Source organism: Pseudomonas sp. IT-P258 (genome assembly GCF_949767825.1).
Classification (GTDB): domain Bacteria; phylum Pseudomonadota; class Gammaproteobacteria; order Pseudomonadales; family Pseudomonadaceae; genus Aquipseudomonas; species Aquipseudomonas monachiensis.
This window is the reverse complement of record NZ_CATKPU010000032.1, coordinates 277155-291311: the sequence shown is the minus strand read 5'-3', so window position 1 is coordinate 291311 and position 14157 is coordinate 277155. Positions and strand designations below refer to the sequence as shown.

Annotated in this window: 9 protein-coding genes; 5 read left to right on the top strand and 4 right to left on the bottom strand. The window is 61.5% G+C overall.

Annotation, left to right across the window (positions count from 1 at the left end; genetic code table 11):
• Positions 1 to 70 precede the first annotated feature (70 nt).
• Genes ACM6G4_RS13935 through ACM6G4_RS13920 form a run of 4 tightly spaced genes read left to right on the top strand, consistent with a single transcriptional unit; the run spans position 71 to position 3083 of the window.
• Complete coding sequence (locus ACM6G4_RS13935; RefSeq protein WP_414913907.1) at positions 71 to 1429, top strand: HD domain-containing phosphohydrolase; 1359 nt, start codon at positions 71 to 73, stop codon at positions 1427 to 1429.
• 57 nt (positions 1430 to 1486) lie between these two features.
• Positions 1487 to 1921: an NUDIX hydrolase gene (locus tag ACM6G4_RS13930; RefSeq protein ID WP_223542185.1), complete on the top strand. Its 435-nt coding sequence runs from the start codon at positions 1487 to 1489 to the stop codon at positions 1919 to 1921.
• 23 nt (positions 1922 to 1944) lie between these two features.
• The gene (locus tag ACM6G4_RS13925; protein ID WP_056721107.1) at positions 1945 to 2583 is read left to right on the top strand and encodes a LysE family translocator; all 639 of its coding nucleotides are present in this window, start codon (positions 1945 to 1947) and stop codon (positions 2581 to 2583) included.
• A gap of 2 nt (positions 2584 to 2585) precedes the next feature.
• Positions 2586 to 3083 carry a GNAT family N-acetyltransferase gene (locus tag ACM6G4_RS13920; protein ID WP_414913906.1) on the top strand — a complete coding sequence of 166 codons (498 nt, stop codon included), beginning with the start codon at positions 2586 to 2588 and terminating at the stop codon, positions 3081 to 3083.
• Between the two features lie 43 nt (positions 3084 to 3126).
• Here the strand turns inward: ACM6G4_RS13920 and metR are convergent, their stop codons facing one another.
• Positions 3127 to 4044, bottom strand: coding sequence for a transcriptional regulator MetR (gene metR / locus ACM6G4_RS13915; protein ID WP_007985733.1), 918 nt, complete (start codon positions 4042 to 4044; stop codon positions 3127 to 3129).
• A gap of 118 nt (positions 4045 to 4162) precedes the next feature.
• Entirely contained in the window at positions 4163 to 9400 is a 5238-nt protein-coding gene (locus ACM6G4_RS13910; protein WP_414913905.1) for a dermonecrotic toxin domain-containing protein, read from the bottom strand.
• A gap of 218 nt (positions 9401 to 9618) precedes the next feature.
• On the opposite strand from ACM6G4_RS13910, the gene ACM6G4_RS13905 reads away from it, so the two are divergent.
• Positions 9619 to 10653, top strand: a complete 1035-nt coding sequence (locus ACM6G4_RS13905; protein ID WP_414913904.1) for an alpha/beta fold hydrolase — start codon at positions 9619 to 9621, stop codon at positions 10651 to 10653.
• Between the two features lie 129 nt (positions 10654 to 10782).
• Here the strand turns inward: ACM6G4_RS13905 and ACM6G4_RS13900 are convergent, their stop codons facing one another.
• Together ACM6G4_RS13900 and ACM6G4_RS13895 are read right to left on the bottom strand one after the other, a co-directional pair.
• A complete protein-coding gene (locus ACM6G4_RS13900; protein WP_414913903.1) occupies positions 10783 to 12111 on the bottom strand; it encodes a sigma-54-dependent transcriptional regulator in 1329 nt (442 codons plus the stop codon).
• The gene (locus tag ACM6G4_RS13895) at positions 12108 to 14009 is read right to left on the bottom strand and encodes a sensor histidine kinase (protein ID WP_414913902.1); all 1902 of its coding nucleotides are present in this window, start codon (positions 14007 to 14009) and stop codon (positions 12108 to 12110) included. The genes ACM6G4_RS13900 and ACM6G4_RS13895 overlap by 4 nt, the downstream gene beginning before the upstream one ends.
• Positions 14010 to 14157: the final 148 nt, after the last annotated feature.

Genomic DNA, 14157 nt, shown 5'->3' with positions numbered 1-14157 from the left:
CAAGCGTAGGCGGGAACGACGGTAGGCCCGCGCTGCCTGTCACACTAAATGACTCGCTTGAGACCATGCCATGGAAGAGCAATCCGTACCGATGTTGAACAGTCGCCCCAAAGTGTTGCTGGTCGATGATGAGGAGCCGATCCTCAACAGTCTGCGTCGCCTGTTGCGCGGCCAGCCCTACGAGGTGTTGCTGGCCACCAGCGGTGCCCAGGCGCTGGAAATCATGGCGTTGCAGCCAGTGGATCTGGTGATGAGCGATGCACGCATGCCCAATATGGACGGCGCCACGTTGCTGGCCCATGTCCGTCAGCGCTATCCGGCGACCATGCGGATCATGCTCACCGGCTATGCAGACCCCTCGGCGATCATCAAAGCCATCAATGAGGGGCAGATCCACCACTACATCAGCAAACCCTGGAATGACGACGAAATGCTCCTGACCCTGCGCCAGGCCCTGGACCACCAGCATTCAGAGCGTGAGCGCCAGCGCCTGGAACAATTGACCCGGGTGCAGAACGACCAGCTCAAGTTGCTCAACAGCACACTGGAAAAACATGTCGCCGCACGCACCGCCGAATTGCAGCAGACCGCCGACATGCTCGACCTGGCTTACGAGGAGCTCAAGCACAGCTATGTCACCGGCACCGAGGTGTTCTCGCTGTTGGCCAATCTGCGCCTGCCATCGGCCAAGCAGACCAACCGGCAGATTATCGAACTGGTGCGCGGGTACTGCACGGAACATGGGCTGGATGAAGCTGCCAGCCGCGACCTGGCCATGGCGGCCGCTCTGTACAACATCGGCAAGCTGAGCTGGTCCGACAGCATGATGGTCACCCCTTCGGATCTGCTGAGGCACACTGACCGCGACCGCTATCGTGGCTATCCGAAGCAGAGCGAATCGCTACTGATGACCCTGGACCCGATGAAGGACGCGGCGCAGTTGATCCTGCACCATCAGGAACGCTGGGACGGCAGTGGTTTCCCCGACCGGCTCAAGGGCAAAGCCATTCCGTTCGGATCGCGATTGCTGAAGCTGGCGGTCGACTTCGTCGAGTTGCAGCGAGGATTGATTCTCGAACGACAGATGAACAGCGACGAAGCGCTGCTCTACCTGCGCCAGTACGCCGGACGGCTTTACGATCCTGACCTGCTCGAAGATTTCATCAAGGTGTGCACCACATTCCTGAGCGATATCACCCTGGCCGATCCGCAGGTCAAGGTCCTGACCACCCGGGAACTGACGGCAGGGATGATGCTGGCGCGCAATCTCAACGCCGATAACGGCATGCTCCTGCTCAATGCCGGCAAGGTGTTGAACGGGCCGCTGGTGGAAAAACTGATCGCCTTCGAAGCCATGGAAGGCGGCAAGTACAGGATTTTCGTGAAGGTCCCGCAGGATACGCCGGAGCTGGTTCAGGCCAAGGCATGACGGCGGACGGTCGGACATGGGATCCTAGTGATTTCCACCAGGGTCCATGGCTGACACATGACATCTGTATCCGCTGTTTTACCGCGTATTATCCATATCGCCGCCGCCCTGCTGATCGGCCCTGATGGCCGCACACTGCTGGTGCGCAAGCGTGGCACCACGGCGTTCATGCAGCCGGGTGGCAAGATCGAGCCCCATGAGTTGCCGGTCCACGCCCTGGCCCGGGAACTGGAAGAAGAGTTGACTCTGGACATCGACCCGGCGCAGGCCGTTTACCTCGGTCACTTCTCGGCACCGGCCGCCAACGAGCCGGGTTTTGTTGTACACGCCGAGCTTTTTCAGCTGAACATTGATTCGGATGTCACCCCGCAGGCAGAGATCGAAGAAGTGATCTGGATCGACCCGGCCACCGAAGGCGATGTCAGCCTGGCGCCATTGACACGGGACCTGATCCTGCCGTTTTATCGTGCATCGCTGACTGCGATCGCCTGATCATCACGCAAAGGACTTCGCCCATGATCCCGCTTCAAGACCTGCTGATTTTTGCTGCCGCCGCGTTGTTGATGGTACTGACGCCGGGGCCGAATATGATCTACCTGATCTCCCGTTCGATCTGCCAGGGGCGCAAGGCCGGGGTGATTTCGTTGCTTGGGGTGGTTGCGGGATTCTTCGTGCATCTGTTTGCCGCCGCCGCCGGTTTGACCGCGGTGTTCCTGGCCGTGCCGATGGCCTATGAAGTGTTGAAGTGGGCCGGTGCGTTGTACCTGTTGTGGCTGGCCTGGCAGGCGATCAAGCCCGGTGCGCGCTCGCCGTTCGAGGCGCAGCAGTTGCCCCCGGATTCGTCGCGCAAGCTGATCACCATGGGCTTTCTGACCAGTGCCCTGAACCCGAAAATCGCAGTGTTCTATCTGTCGGTGTTTCCGCAGTTCATCACGCCGGAGCACGGTTCGGTGTTCAGCCAGAGCATCATCCTCGGCCTGACCCAGATCAGCGTGAGTTTCTGCGTCAACCTGCTGATCGCCATGTTTGCCGCGGGCATCGCCTCGTGGTTTGTCAGCAATCCGACCTGGCTGGCGATGCAGCGCTATTTCATGGGCTTCGTATTGTCGGCGCTGGCGCTGCGGTTGATGCTTGAGCAAAAACGGATGGCTTGAGCATGTGGATCGAACGACTGGATGCCAGCCATGCCCTGGACTACCGGGCGCTGATGCTCGAAGCCTACGACCTGCACCCGCAGGCCTTTACCTCGAGCGTGCGTGAGCGGGCGACGATGCCGCTGGGCTGGTGGGAGTCGCGCCTGACCGGCAAGCTGGACCTGGTGCTAGGGGCGTTCGAAGAAGGCCGGTTGGCCGGCATCGTCGGCCTTGCGTTCGAGCCTCGGGAAAAGGCCCGGCACAAGGTGACGCTGTTTGGCATGTATGTGACCGCCAAGGTTCGCCAGCGCGGCCTCGGCCATCAGCTGGTTCAGGCGGCATTGGCCGAGGTGCAGAACCATGAGGGTTTGCGCCTGGTCCAGTTGACCGTCACCGCCGGCAACGATGCCGCGCTCAACCTCTACCAGCGCTGCGGCTTCATCCAGTTCGGCCTGGAACCGATGGCGGTGCGGGTGGGGGAAGATTACTTCGACAAGATCCACATGTGGCGCGAGCTCTGAAGTCACCGCTCCCACATTTGTACAGTTTTCCTTCATTAAGAAATCAGCGAACCGCACTAACCCCATCCAGCGTCGAAAACGACGTGTCCTTGGCCGTCAGCAGGAAGTCACGCATGTACGGCGCATCGAGCATGTCGGCGCGGATCGCCGCATACAGCGTGGCGAACAGTCCTTTCTCGCCCAGCCGCTTGGCTTTCACATAGCCTCGCGAGCTGTATTCATGCAGCGCCCAATGGGGCATGCCGCACACGCCGCGCCCGCTGGCCACCAGTTGCATCATCATCACCGTCAGTTCCGAGGTACGGACCTGGGCCGGTTCGATGTCGGCGGGTTCGAGGAAGCGGGTGAAGATGTCCAGCCGGTCCCGTTCCACCGGGTAGGTGATCAAGGTTTCCGGGAGCAAGTCTTCGGGGACGATATAGGCCTTGCTGGCCAGGCGGTGCTGGTTGGCCACCGCGAGCATCGCTTCATAAGTGAACAGCGGTACATAGGTGATCCCGGCCAGGTCCACCGGATCGGAGGTCACCACCAGGTCCAGGTCGCCACGGGCCAGGGCCGGCAGCGGGGCGAAGGAAAACCCCGAGGCCAGGTCCAGCTCGACTTCCGGCCAGGCGTCACGGAATTGGTCGATGGTCGGCATCAGCCACTGGAAGCAACTGTGGCATTCAATGGCCATGTGCAGGCGTCCGGCGGTGCCCCCGGCCAGGCGACTGATGTCGCGTTCGGCGGCGCGCAGCAGCGGGAGGGTGGCGTCGGCCAGTTGCAGCAGGCGCAAACCGGCGCTGGTGAAGCGCACCGGTTTGGTCTTGCGCACGAACAGTGGCATGCCCATGCGTTCCTCCAGTTCCTTGAACTGGTGGGAAAGGGCTGACTGGGTCAGGTGCAGGCGATCGGCCGCATCCACCAGGCTGTCGGCTTCGCGCAAGGCGTGCAGGGTCTTGAGGTGACGGATTTCAAGCACCAGGGGGCTCCATGAGGAAAACTTGTCGATAAATCGAAAAGGTTGAGTTTGTCTCATGTTGGTGCCGCTGTCGACCACAAGCACGGCGGAGCACATTGCGTGCCCCGCCGTTGCTGCTTTACAGCGTGGAAAAGAGTTTGTTGCCCAGCGGTTTGCCGATGTCGCCGCGCCAGATCGCCTCGACCGTACCGCCACTGGCGGCCATGTCCTTCTGCCATTGCAGACCCAGGTTGCGTTGTTCCGGCCGTTTCAGGTGGCCTTTGACGAAGTCGCTGAATTGCGGCTTGGCCGAGGTGTAGTGGAAGTGTGCGTACCACAGGGTTTGCGCCGGTTCGTGGCGCAAGTCACGCACCTCGTACTCCTGGAGGAAATCCCGTCGTCCGTCCGGGCGTTTGCCCAGGTCGCGCAAACCGCCTTCCTTGCGGATGTCCACCATCTGTTGTTCAACCAAATAGTCCAGATAACCTTCGGTCGGGGTTTTGCTGTTCATGCTTTGCTCGATGCGCAGGGTGCGCCCCGTGCTCAGCATTTCATCCGCCCGCGTGCGCAACTGTTGCGCCACGGCCTCGGTGGGGGACAGCCGTTCGATGGCCTGGGCGCGCAGGGTCAACTCCGCCGCTTCGCTGCTCATCATGTGCTCAAGGTCGACCGGCAGCGTGTTTTGCTGCGCGTAGCCTTTGACTTTGTCGGTATAGGCGTCCGTGCTTCCCAGCCTTTTTCTGGCTTCGCTCAGCAGTGGCCTGACGTCGGTCGGCAGTGCCGGTTGCGTGGAGACGGCAGGTTCACTGAGGCGATATCTACCGGGGTGGCGGTCGTGGGGCAGCCAGGTTTCCTTGTAGCCATTGATATCAATGATGAAGTGCTGTTGCTGAGTCTCGACATCGATACCGGGTTCACCAATCAGCAATCGGTTGTCCTCAGTCTCGAACAGTTGTTTTCTGATGCGTTCTGTCGGAGGTGGGGCGGTGGATCGGTCTCTGATGGCATTGCGGGCAAACGCTTCCATCTGGTCGAGGTCGCCCAGAAACGCACGAACTTGCTCCAGATCCAAGTGTTGCGGATAGCCTAGCGTCCAGGCGTCAAGCTGGCGGCGGAACTCGCTGTAAGTGGTCAGGCAATCTTCGAAAACGCGGTTGCGCTGGCCGATACTGGAACTGACTTGTGGTAGTTGATATTGGGTCAATAGAGCGCGCCCGACCTTCTCGCGGGATTTTTTCAACTGTACGTGGAAGTAGACCCAGGACAGGTCGTCAACGGCCTCATAGCGGGTGATGGTTTCCAGAACGTGCGCTGCCTTCAGGTAGTGGTAATTGGCATCGCTGTACGACTGGTTCAAGAGTTCCATGGTCCGGGTCACGTTCTCTCTGTGCTCGGAGCGGGTAATTCGGCGGTACCATCGCCTGGCTTCCTCGACGGCCAGGTGTTGCAGGTCAAGTTCCTGGACAAAAGCCTTTCGAACCGTCGTGCGCTCGGCCATCAGTTTCAAATGGGCGGAGGTATCGCCAACCGGGGTCGTGTCCGAACGGGCGATCAGTTGTTCGGTTCGGTCGAGGCTTTCCAGCAGTCGCTCCCTGGCCAGGTCGATCCTGCGGTTCAGGCGGTCGACGACAATCCCGGCGCACTGGCTTTGAAGCTTCTTGATTTCGGCGCGATTGTTGCCATGACTCAACACCACCCACTCTTCAAGGGTCCGGTGCAAAGCCTGCGCGGTTTCGATATCGTCCAGGCAGGCAAGGTCGACACCGGGGCGAAGAGCCGGGCGCTGCGCGTGCGGAAGAACGAAGTAGTCCCGCATCAGGTTATTGCTCTTGCGGGTCTGGGCTTTGAGGCGCCGGGTATAGGCATCGGCGGTGTTTTTCAGGGTCAGTTGTCGACGCAGGGCCCGATCCGTCCACCAGCGCGGCAGCCAGCGGCGTATGGCGACCGGCCAGAGTGGGTCCAGTCCATCGGCCATGTGCCCAAGCACCGCGCCTCCCCCCACGCCGCCGCCTTCGATCACCGTGCCGAATACTGCGTAGTGGGTGTTCCAGTGGCCGGACTCATCCAGGGCGATTGGCTGTTTGTAGGTCCGGCTGCTGGTGCCGCTCAAACGCCAGCGGGGTGGATTGCCTTCCAGTTCGATGCGATAGATTCGCCCCTGGCTGAGCATGAAGTCGCCGTCGGCGTGGTGATACACGTTGCGATAGATGCCTTCGGTGTCCGGTTGCAGGCCGGCGAGGGAAATCATCTGTTCGTATTCATAGCCCTTGAAGCGTTCCAGGGTTCGTTGTGCCTGGCGCTGCGTCGAACCGCGCAGTGCGCCGACGCTTTTGCTCACGGCGCGCAACTGGCGCTGGCGGGTGATGGCAAGCGCTGCCGAAGGTGCCGCACTGGCGCCGGGCAGCAGATCCATGGCCGCGTCGATTAATGACAACAGCACTGCTTCGACCTCGGCCAGCCCGTGGCCGACATCTCCGCGCAAGAACGCCGCCACTGCCAGGTTGGCGCTGCTCCAGGCGTCGTACAAGGCAATCGCCGTGCCGACGAAGGGCACCACGCCCAGCGCCATTTTCAGGTAGTTGAACATCGCGCCGGATTGCAGCGCAACCTGTTCCAGGTACAACGCATCGTTGGAACGAGACGTCGCCCGATGGGCTTCCAGCAAGCGGCCCATGTGCACATTCAACAGATGTGCTGCCAGGGATGTGCTGGCTGGCCAGGGCGTACCGACGCCGATCAGGGCGTCGAAGTTTTTCAACCGGGCCTGGTTGATCCGGCTGACGTGGTGGGTGACATCGCCCTTCAAGGCCTGGCCGGCCAGGTAGTTGACCATTGAGCTGCGCAGGCAGTCGTTGAACAGGCGCATCCGAGCGTCTTCAAGACTGTCGAATTGACGCAGAAAAACACCGTCTGGACTGTCGGGCAGATAAAGCAGGGTCAGGCCGCTGATCTGCTCCACGATAAACGTGACGCCGGACAAGGTGCTCGGTCCCTGGCCATGGGTGTCCTTACCACCCACCGTCAGGTATGCCGGCAGCAACTGGATGCGTTTGCCATTGGCGCTGAAAGCGTCACGGTTGTTGGCATCGATGGCAATGTCCAGGACCTGCTGGCCATCGGTATTGATGTCTTTGGCGAGCACGGCGAATTCGCCTTGCAGGCGCAGCATCAGGCGCCAGGGTTCGCTCAGGCATTCGTGGCGGTATTCATTGCTGAAGGTCGGTGCGTTCGAGGTGCCGAGGAAGGTTTCACGGATCAGCGTTTCATACTGTCCGGCCAGGTCCAGTTCGGTGGCCATCTTTCGCAGCCAGGCCTGGATGATGCCGGTTTTCAGCTTCTGTCGATCTGTCGGATCGCCGCCGCTGGTCTCGACTTGCATGAACGACAGTCGCCACGACATCGCCTGATCAATGTTGCTTTGCGCAAGGTCTCCGAGGGACAGCTTGCTGCGCTGCTCGCTGGCGACCAGCACGCTTTCCTGGGGTGTTCCCGGTGCCGCACCCTCGATGACGACTTTGCGCCAGGCGGTGGCGTCAGGCACGTCCAGTAGCACGTCAACGTTCCGGGTCAGGCCGAACGCCTGGCGCAGGTGGGCATCAATGGCTTTTTTGCTGAAGGCGTCGCGGGGCGGCAACTCGCGCTCCAGTAATTCATGGGAGCGCTTCATGGCCTCGATGTAGGACTTGAACAGCGTCTTGATCCGCTCACGTTGCACGGTGGGCAGGGCGTCGTGCCACGCCGGCAAACGTGCGGCCAGTGCACTGCTGTGAACTTGCTCGACAATATGCTGGTGCGCCAGCTCTCGGGCTGCGTGGACAGGAACCGTCAGGCAGGCGAGGGTCTGTTCGCGCAGCTTTTCCAGTTCTGTTTCGCGTTGACTGGCGCGAGACGGATCCCGGTTGGCGGAAAGCAGCCGTGCCACTTGTTGTACGCAGCCATGAAGCTGGTTCTGCAAGGCGTATTCGAACGGGTTTGCAGCCAGCGGCAAGAGATGCAGCGCTTGACTGTTGTCGTTGGCCGCCAGTTTGAACAGCGTCTGTTCCAGCGCCTGTCGAGAGGTGAACCGTTGCAGGCCGCCGAAACGTCCCGGCCAGTAGAGCAACAGGCTTTCGGTCGAGGACGGCAGCAAGGCCGATGGCTGGGCAAATAGCAATACACCGTCCAGTTCCTGGGTTTGTGTACGGGGGGTATCACCTTCGGTATCCGTCATCGACAACACCAGGCGCGCCACTACCACTCCGGCCGGACGTGGTTGATCCGGTGCATCCAGTACACAGATCAACCACTGATGTTCCTCGTGGCTGATCTGGTTCAGGCTCAATTGCAGCTCGGCTTCGGCGCGCAGGCCGTCCAGGCGCGCCTGGTAAAGGGCGGCGTAGTGCGGGCGGTTTTTGTGGCGCAGTTCCAGCATTTGCTGCGCACTGTCGGTGTGCAGCAGCGCGGTTGCGGCGCGGGTGCTGGCCTGCTCGGCCGTCGTGAGCTCGTCCATTTGCCGTTGCAGACGTTGCAGGCGCGGGTCAGTGTGGTTGCCCTGAAAGTTATCGCCCAACAAGGCATCCAGTGCCGTGCGCTGTTGCGCCAGTGCATGGAGACGGATGCCCAGTGGAATATCGGGGCTCAACTGGCCGAACAGGACAGCGTCGTCGTTGGTATCCGCGTCCGGCAGGTTGGCGGGCGGGGCCAGGATCAATTCGTTACGCAGTCGATCGCCAGGGGTGACAGGCAATCGTGCCCACAAGGATTGAGCACCGGTCTGCAGTACGCTGCGCTCAAGCACTGTGTAATAGACCCTGAGGGTACCTGTCGGTAGCCGGGGGTGGTCGAACATCTGCGGCTGATGTTCGATCAGCCAGCTTTCCATATCGACTCGGCTTTCAAAGGTCATCCAGGCCGATGGCCGGGAAGGCAAGTACAGCAATTGAGCGACCGGCTGGGCTGTGTCCCGGGTGATGACCAACGCGCCGGATAGTTCGATTGACAGGCCTTTGTCATCCTTGAACTGCATTTGCTCGACGTAATGCCGTGCAGTGGCAGGCGTTGCTGTCTGCACGGGCGGATCGATGAACGCCTGCAATGTCTGGAACTGTTCGACATCCAGGATGCCCCGGGCAAACGCCCATTGGCTCGACGCTTCGAAATGCTGACGATACAAGCGGTTGGCCTGAGCCCGGCGTGACTGATCCGTACCGCGCGCACGGGCATTCCACCAAGTGCTGGCGAGCGGCGACTGCGGATTTTGCGCCATAAGCGCCCGCCACTGTTCACAGCATTCATTCCAGCGCTCCGAGGCGCTCAGGGTCAGGCCTTGGTCCGGGTTCGCGGGCAAAGGAACAACAAGGCCGAAATCGGCCGCTAGGGGGGTGGTTTCGTCAACCATGACGATGAATCTCCAGAAGGCCGGGCCGTGCCGGCGGTGCGGGCATTAGGAGACAGTCGTCAAAAGGGCGGGTGGTACATAGTTATTGCGAGGCTGAATCTGACGCCTGATGACCGCTCGGCACTCTTCATCAAACTGTCATGGAACTGTGGCAGCGCGCTTGAACAAACTTCATCAGACTCGCGCTCTACTGGGGTTCTGCGTTTTGGTGTTTTTCCATGGGTGCTTCATTCCTTTCACGAATCGTATTGTTGGCCGCGTTGTTGTTCGGCCTGCCGTCCATGGCGGCTTCGCGTTGTGACGTCAATGTTCCGACCGAACGGGTGGATCTGGCCCAGGTAAGCCTGGCGTACCAGAGCATCGGCCGTGCGTCCGATCCGGCATTGCTGCTGGTGATGGGCCTGGGCGGGCAATTGATTCACTGGCCGGACGAAGTGGTGGTCGCCCTGTGCCAGCAGGGGTTCCGGGTGATCCGCTATGACAATCGCGACGTAGGCCTGTCAACCTGGCGGCAAGCACTGGCCGAAGCCAACCTGACTTTCGAAGTTTTGCGCTACAAACTCGGATTGCCGGTGTCGTCGCCGTATTCGCTGACCGACATGGCCGAGGATGGCCTGGGCTTGATGGACGCCTTGCACATCGACCAATTCCACGTGCTGGGCGCCAGCATGGGCGGAATGATCGCCCAGCGCATGGCGGCCATGGCACCGCAACGGGTCGAGAGCCTGACCCTGATCATGACCACCTCCGGCGCCGAAGGCTTGCCGGCGCCGAGTGCGGCGCTGGTGCAGTTGTTGGCCCGGCGCGGCGCACCGAACCGCGAAGTGGCCCTGGAGCAACAGGCCGACTTGCTGGCGGCACTGGGCAGCCCGATGGTCACCGACGATCGCCAGGCGCTGCTGCATCAGGCGGCACAGTCCTATGACCGGGCGTTCAATCCCGAGGGCGTGAAACGCCAGATCATGGCCATTCTCGCCGAGCCGAGCCGGGTGGCGCTGCTCAATCAATTGCGGGTACCGGCGCTGGTGGTGCACGGCACGGCCGACCCGCTGCTGCCGGTGATGCACGGGGTGCACCTGGCGGCGCATCTGCGTGGCAGTCAGTTGGTCCTGATTCCGGGCCTGGCCCATCGCTTCCAGGAGGCATTCAAGGCGCCGTTGCTGGGGGCGGTGTTGCCGTATTTGCGCGAGCACCGTGAAGACACCTCGCACTGGGCGCAGATCGAGCCTGTGGCCGATCGCAACCTCCTCTAACCCCTGATCACCTGTAGGAGCTGCCGAGGCTGCGATCTTTTGATCTGGATCTTGAAAATCAAAAGATCGCCCGAACGCGGACCGAGCCTCCGGCAGCTCCTACAGAGGTTGTGGGCGATCAGGTTTTGCTCAATGGCTCAGGCCGTACTTTTTCACTTTGTCGAACAGCGTGGTCTTGGCCATGCCCAGTTCCTGGCTGGCCTGGGTCAGGTTGCCGCCGCTGCGTTGCAAGGCGTCGCTGAGCAGGTTGCGCTCGAACGCCTCCACCGCTTCGGCAAAGGCCAGTCCCTGGTTGCCGGCGCCGGCACCGGTTTTCTTGAACGCCGGCAGGCCCAGGGCAAAGCGCTCGGCAACGTTGCGCAGTTCACGCACATTACCCGGCCAGTCGTGGCTCATGAGGTTCGAAACGGTCTGGTTGTCCAGTTCCGGTACCGTGCGGTCGAAGCGCAGGGACGACTGCTGCAGGAAGTGTTCGAACAGTTGCAGGATGTCTTCGCGGCGTTCGCGCAGCGGCGGCAGTTCCAGGGTCACCACGTTGAGGCGGTAATACAGGTCGCTGCGGAACTCGCCGGCCTTGCTCGACTCGACGAGGTCGGATTTGGTCGCTGCGATGACGCGGCAATCCACCGCTACGCTCTGGTTCGAACCGAGGCGTTCGAGGGTGCGTTCCTGCAACACCCGCAGCAGTTTGATCTGCAAGGGCAGGGGCATGCTTTCCACTTCGTCGAGGAACAGCGTGCCGCCGTCGGCGTGCTCGATCTTGCCGATCCGACGTTTGCCCGCGCCTGTAAAAGCGTTGGCTTCGTGGCCGAATATTTCGCTTTCGAACAGGTTCTCCGGCAGGCCACCGCAGTTCAAGGCGACAAACTGCTTGGTATGCCGCCGACTGAAATCGTGCAGGCAACGGGCAACCAATTCCTTGCCGGTGCCGGTCTCGCCTTCGATCAGCACGTTGGCCGAGGTATCGGCAACGTTGGCGATCAGTTCCCGCAGGTTCTGCATGGCCGGCGAGCGACCGATGATCCGCCCTTCGAGGGAATCGCGTTCGGCCAGTTGCCGACGCAACGACGACACTTCCCGCGCCAGGCTGCGTTGCTCCAGGGCGCGGCGGGCCACATCCACCAGGCGCTCCGGGGAGAACGGCTTTTCCATGAAGTCGTAGGCGCCTTTCTGCATCGCGTCGACGGCCATGGAGATATCGCCGTGCCCGGTGATCAGCACCACCGGCAGGCTACGGTCCCGGGCCTTGAGACGGGTCAGCAATTCCAGGCCATCGATGCCCGGCAGGCGAATGTCGCTGAAGACGATGCCGGCGAAGTTGTCGCCGACCCGCTCCAGGGCTTCTTCGGCGCTGCCCACGCCAATGCAGGGAATGTCCTCCAGGGTCAGCGCCTGTTGGCAGCCGAGCAGTACATGGGGGTCGTCTTCGACGATCAATACACTAAGGTCGTTGTTCATATTGGCTCGGCGGGAGTGGGGCTTACCAACGGTAAACTGAGGACGAACGCGGTACCACCGCTGGCCGGGTGCTCGACACCCAGGTGACCGCCGGTGGCGGCGGCCAGGCTGGCGGAAAGGGTCAGGCCCAGGCCCAGGCCTTGTTCGCCGGGTTTGGTGGTGAAGAAGGGTTCGAACAGGTGCTTGCGCGCTTCGGCATCGATGCCGTGGCCGTTGTCACGCACCCGCAGGCGGTATTTGCCATCGAATGCTTCGCCTTCGAGCCACAGTTCGGGTTGTGGCTGCGCTTGCATGGCGTCGAGGGCGTTGCCGATCAGGTTGACCAGAATCTGTTCCAGGCGGGTCTGGTCGATCTGCACCTGTACATCGGTGAAATCGCGGTGCAGTTGCAGGTGAATGTTTTCCACCCGGCCGCCGAGCAATTGCAAGGCCGCGTCCACGCCTTTGCCGAGGCAGGCCTGGCCCTTGTCGTCACCGCGCCGGGCGAACGAGCGCAGGCTGGCGGTGATCCGGCCCATGCGGTCGATCAGTTCGTTGATGGTCTTGAGGTTGGTGCTGGCCACGTCGAGCTGGCCGCGTTCGAGGAAGCGCACGGTATTGCCGGACAAGGTGCGCAGCGCTGCCAGCGGTTGGTTCAGTTCGTGGGCGATGCTGGTGGACATCTGGCCGATGGCCGCGAGCTTTCCGGCCTGTACCAGTTCATCCTGGGCGCGGCGCAAGGTCTCTTCGGCTTGCCGGCGTTCGCGGATCTGGCCCTTGAGCCGTTCGTTGCTGGCGCGCAGGTCGGTGGTGCGTTCGGTAATCCGACGCTCCAGCTGACTGTTGGCTTCCTGCAAGGCTTCCCGGGCCGCGAGGCGAGTGGCGATCACCTTGCGCCGCTCGTTCCAGGCGATCAAAAGGAACGCCAGCAGGGCAAACGCCACGGCCACCAGGATCCCCTGGTTGATCGCTTCGCGGCGCAGGTCCTGCAGCGGCGTGAGCAGGGTGAAATTCCACGGCGTATCGCCGAGCGGCCGGGTCTGCGCCAGGTAGCTGATGTTTTCATCGTCGGACACCAGTTCGCTATTGGCCGGGAACGTGAGTTTTTCCACGCCTTCGGACAGGGTTTCCCGGGCCAGCGGCTGCAATTCGTTGAGCGGGAACCAGTAATACTGCAGGCTGCGGGCGAGTTTTTCCTTGGTTTCTTCGCTCAGCGGTATCACCGATTTCAAGCGTCGTGCCGGATCGCTGGACAGAATGATGATGCCGTTTTCGTCGCTGACGAAGGCTTCCAGGCGTGCCCGTTGCCAGCGTTCTTCCATGGCCTCCAGACGGACCTTGACCACCGCGACGCCGATGATCTTGCCGTGTTCTTCCAGGCCGTGGGCCAGGTAGTAACCGGGTTCGCCATTGGTGCTGCCGATGCCGTAGAAGCGCCCCGGCTGACCGCGCACGGCGTTCTGGAAATAGGCGCGAAAGGACAGGTCTTCACCCAGGTAACTGTCGACATCGCGCCAGTTGCTGGTGGCCATGACGCGACCGGTGGTGTCCATCACGTAGATGGCCCGACTGCGGCTGCGCCGGTTCAGGCCTTCGAGGTAATCGTTGACCGTCTGCCGGTGTTCCGGAGTCGGGTCGGCCAGCAACAGCGCAACGCTGGTTTCGAGTTCCAGCAGGCTGGGCAGGTAGGTGTATTTGCTGATTTCGCTTTCGACTGCACGGGCGTGCAGTTCCAGCTGGCGCTGGCCGTTTTCGCTGAGGCTGCGGATGCCGTAGTGTTCACTGATCCAGAAGCCGATAAAGCCCAGGCCGATCATCATGGCGATGATCAGCGGCGGCAGGAACAAATGGCGAACCAGACGGGGTTTCACGGCGAGTGATGGCGACGTGGCGCGATAAAGAGTGGGGTCGCATTTCATCACAGATGCCTTGGGTCAACCACAACAACAAGCCCAGAGGACTCCCTGTAGGAGCTGCCGCAGGCTGCGATCTTTTGATCTTTGCTTGTTAAAGGCAACATCAAAAGATCGCAGCCTGCGGCAGCTCCTACAGGGGAGACCGTGAAGC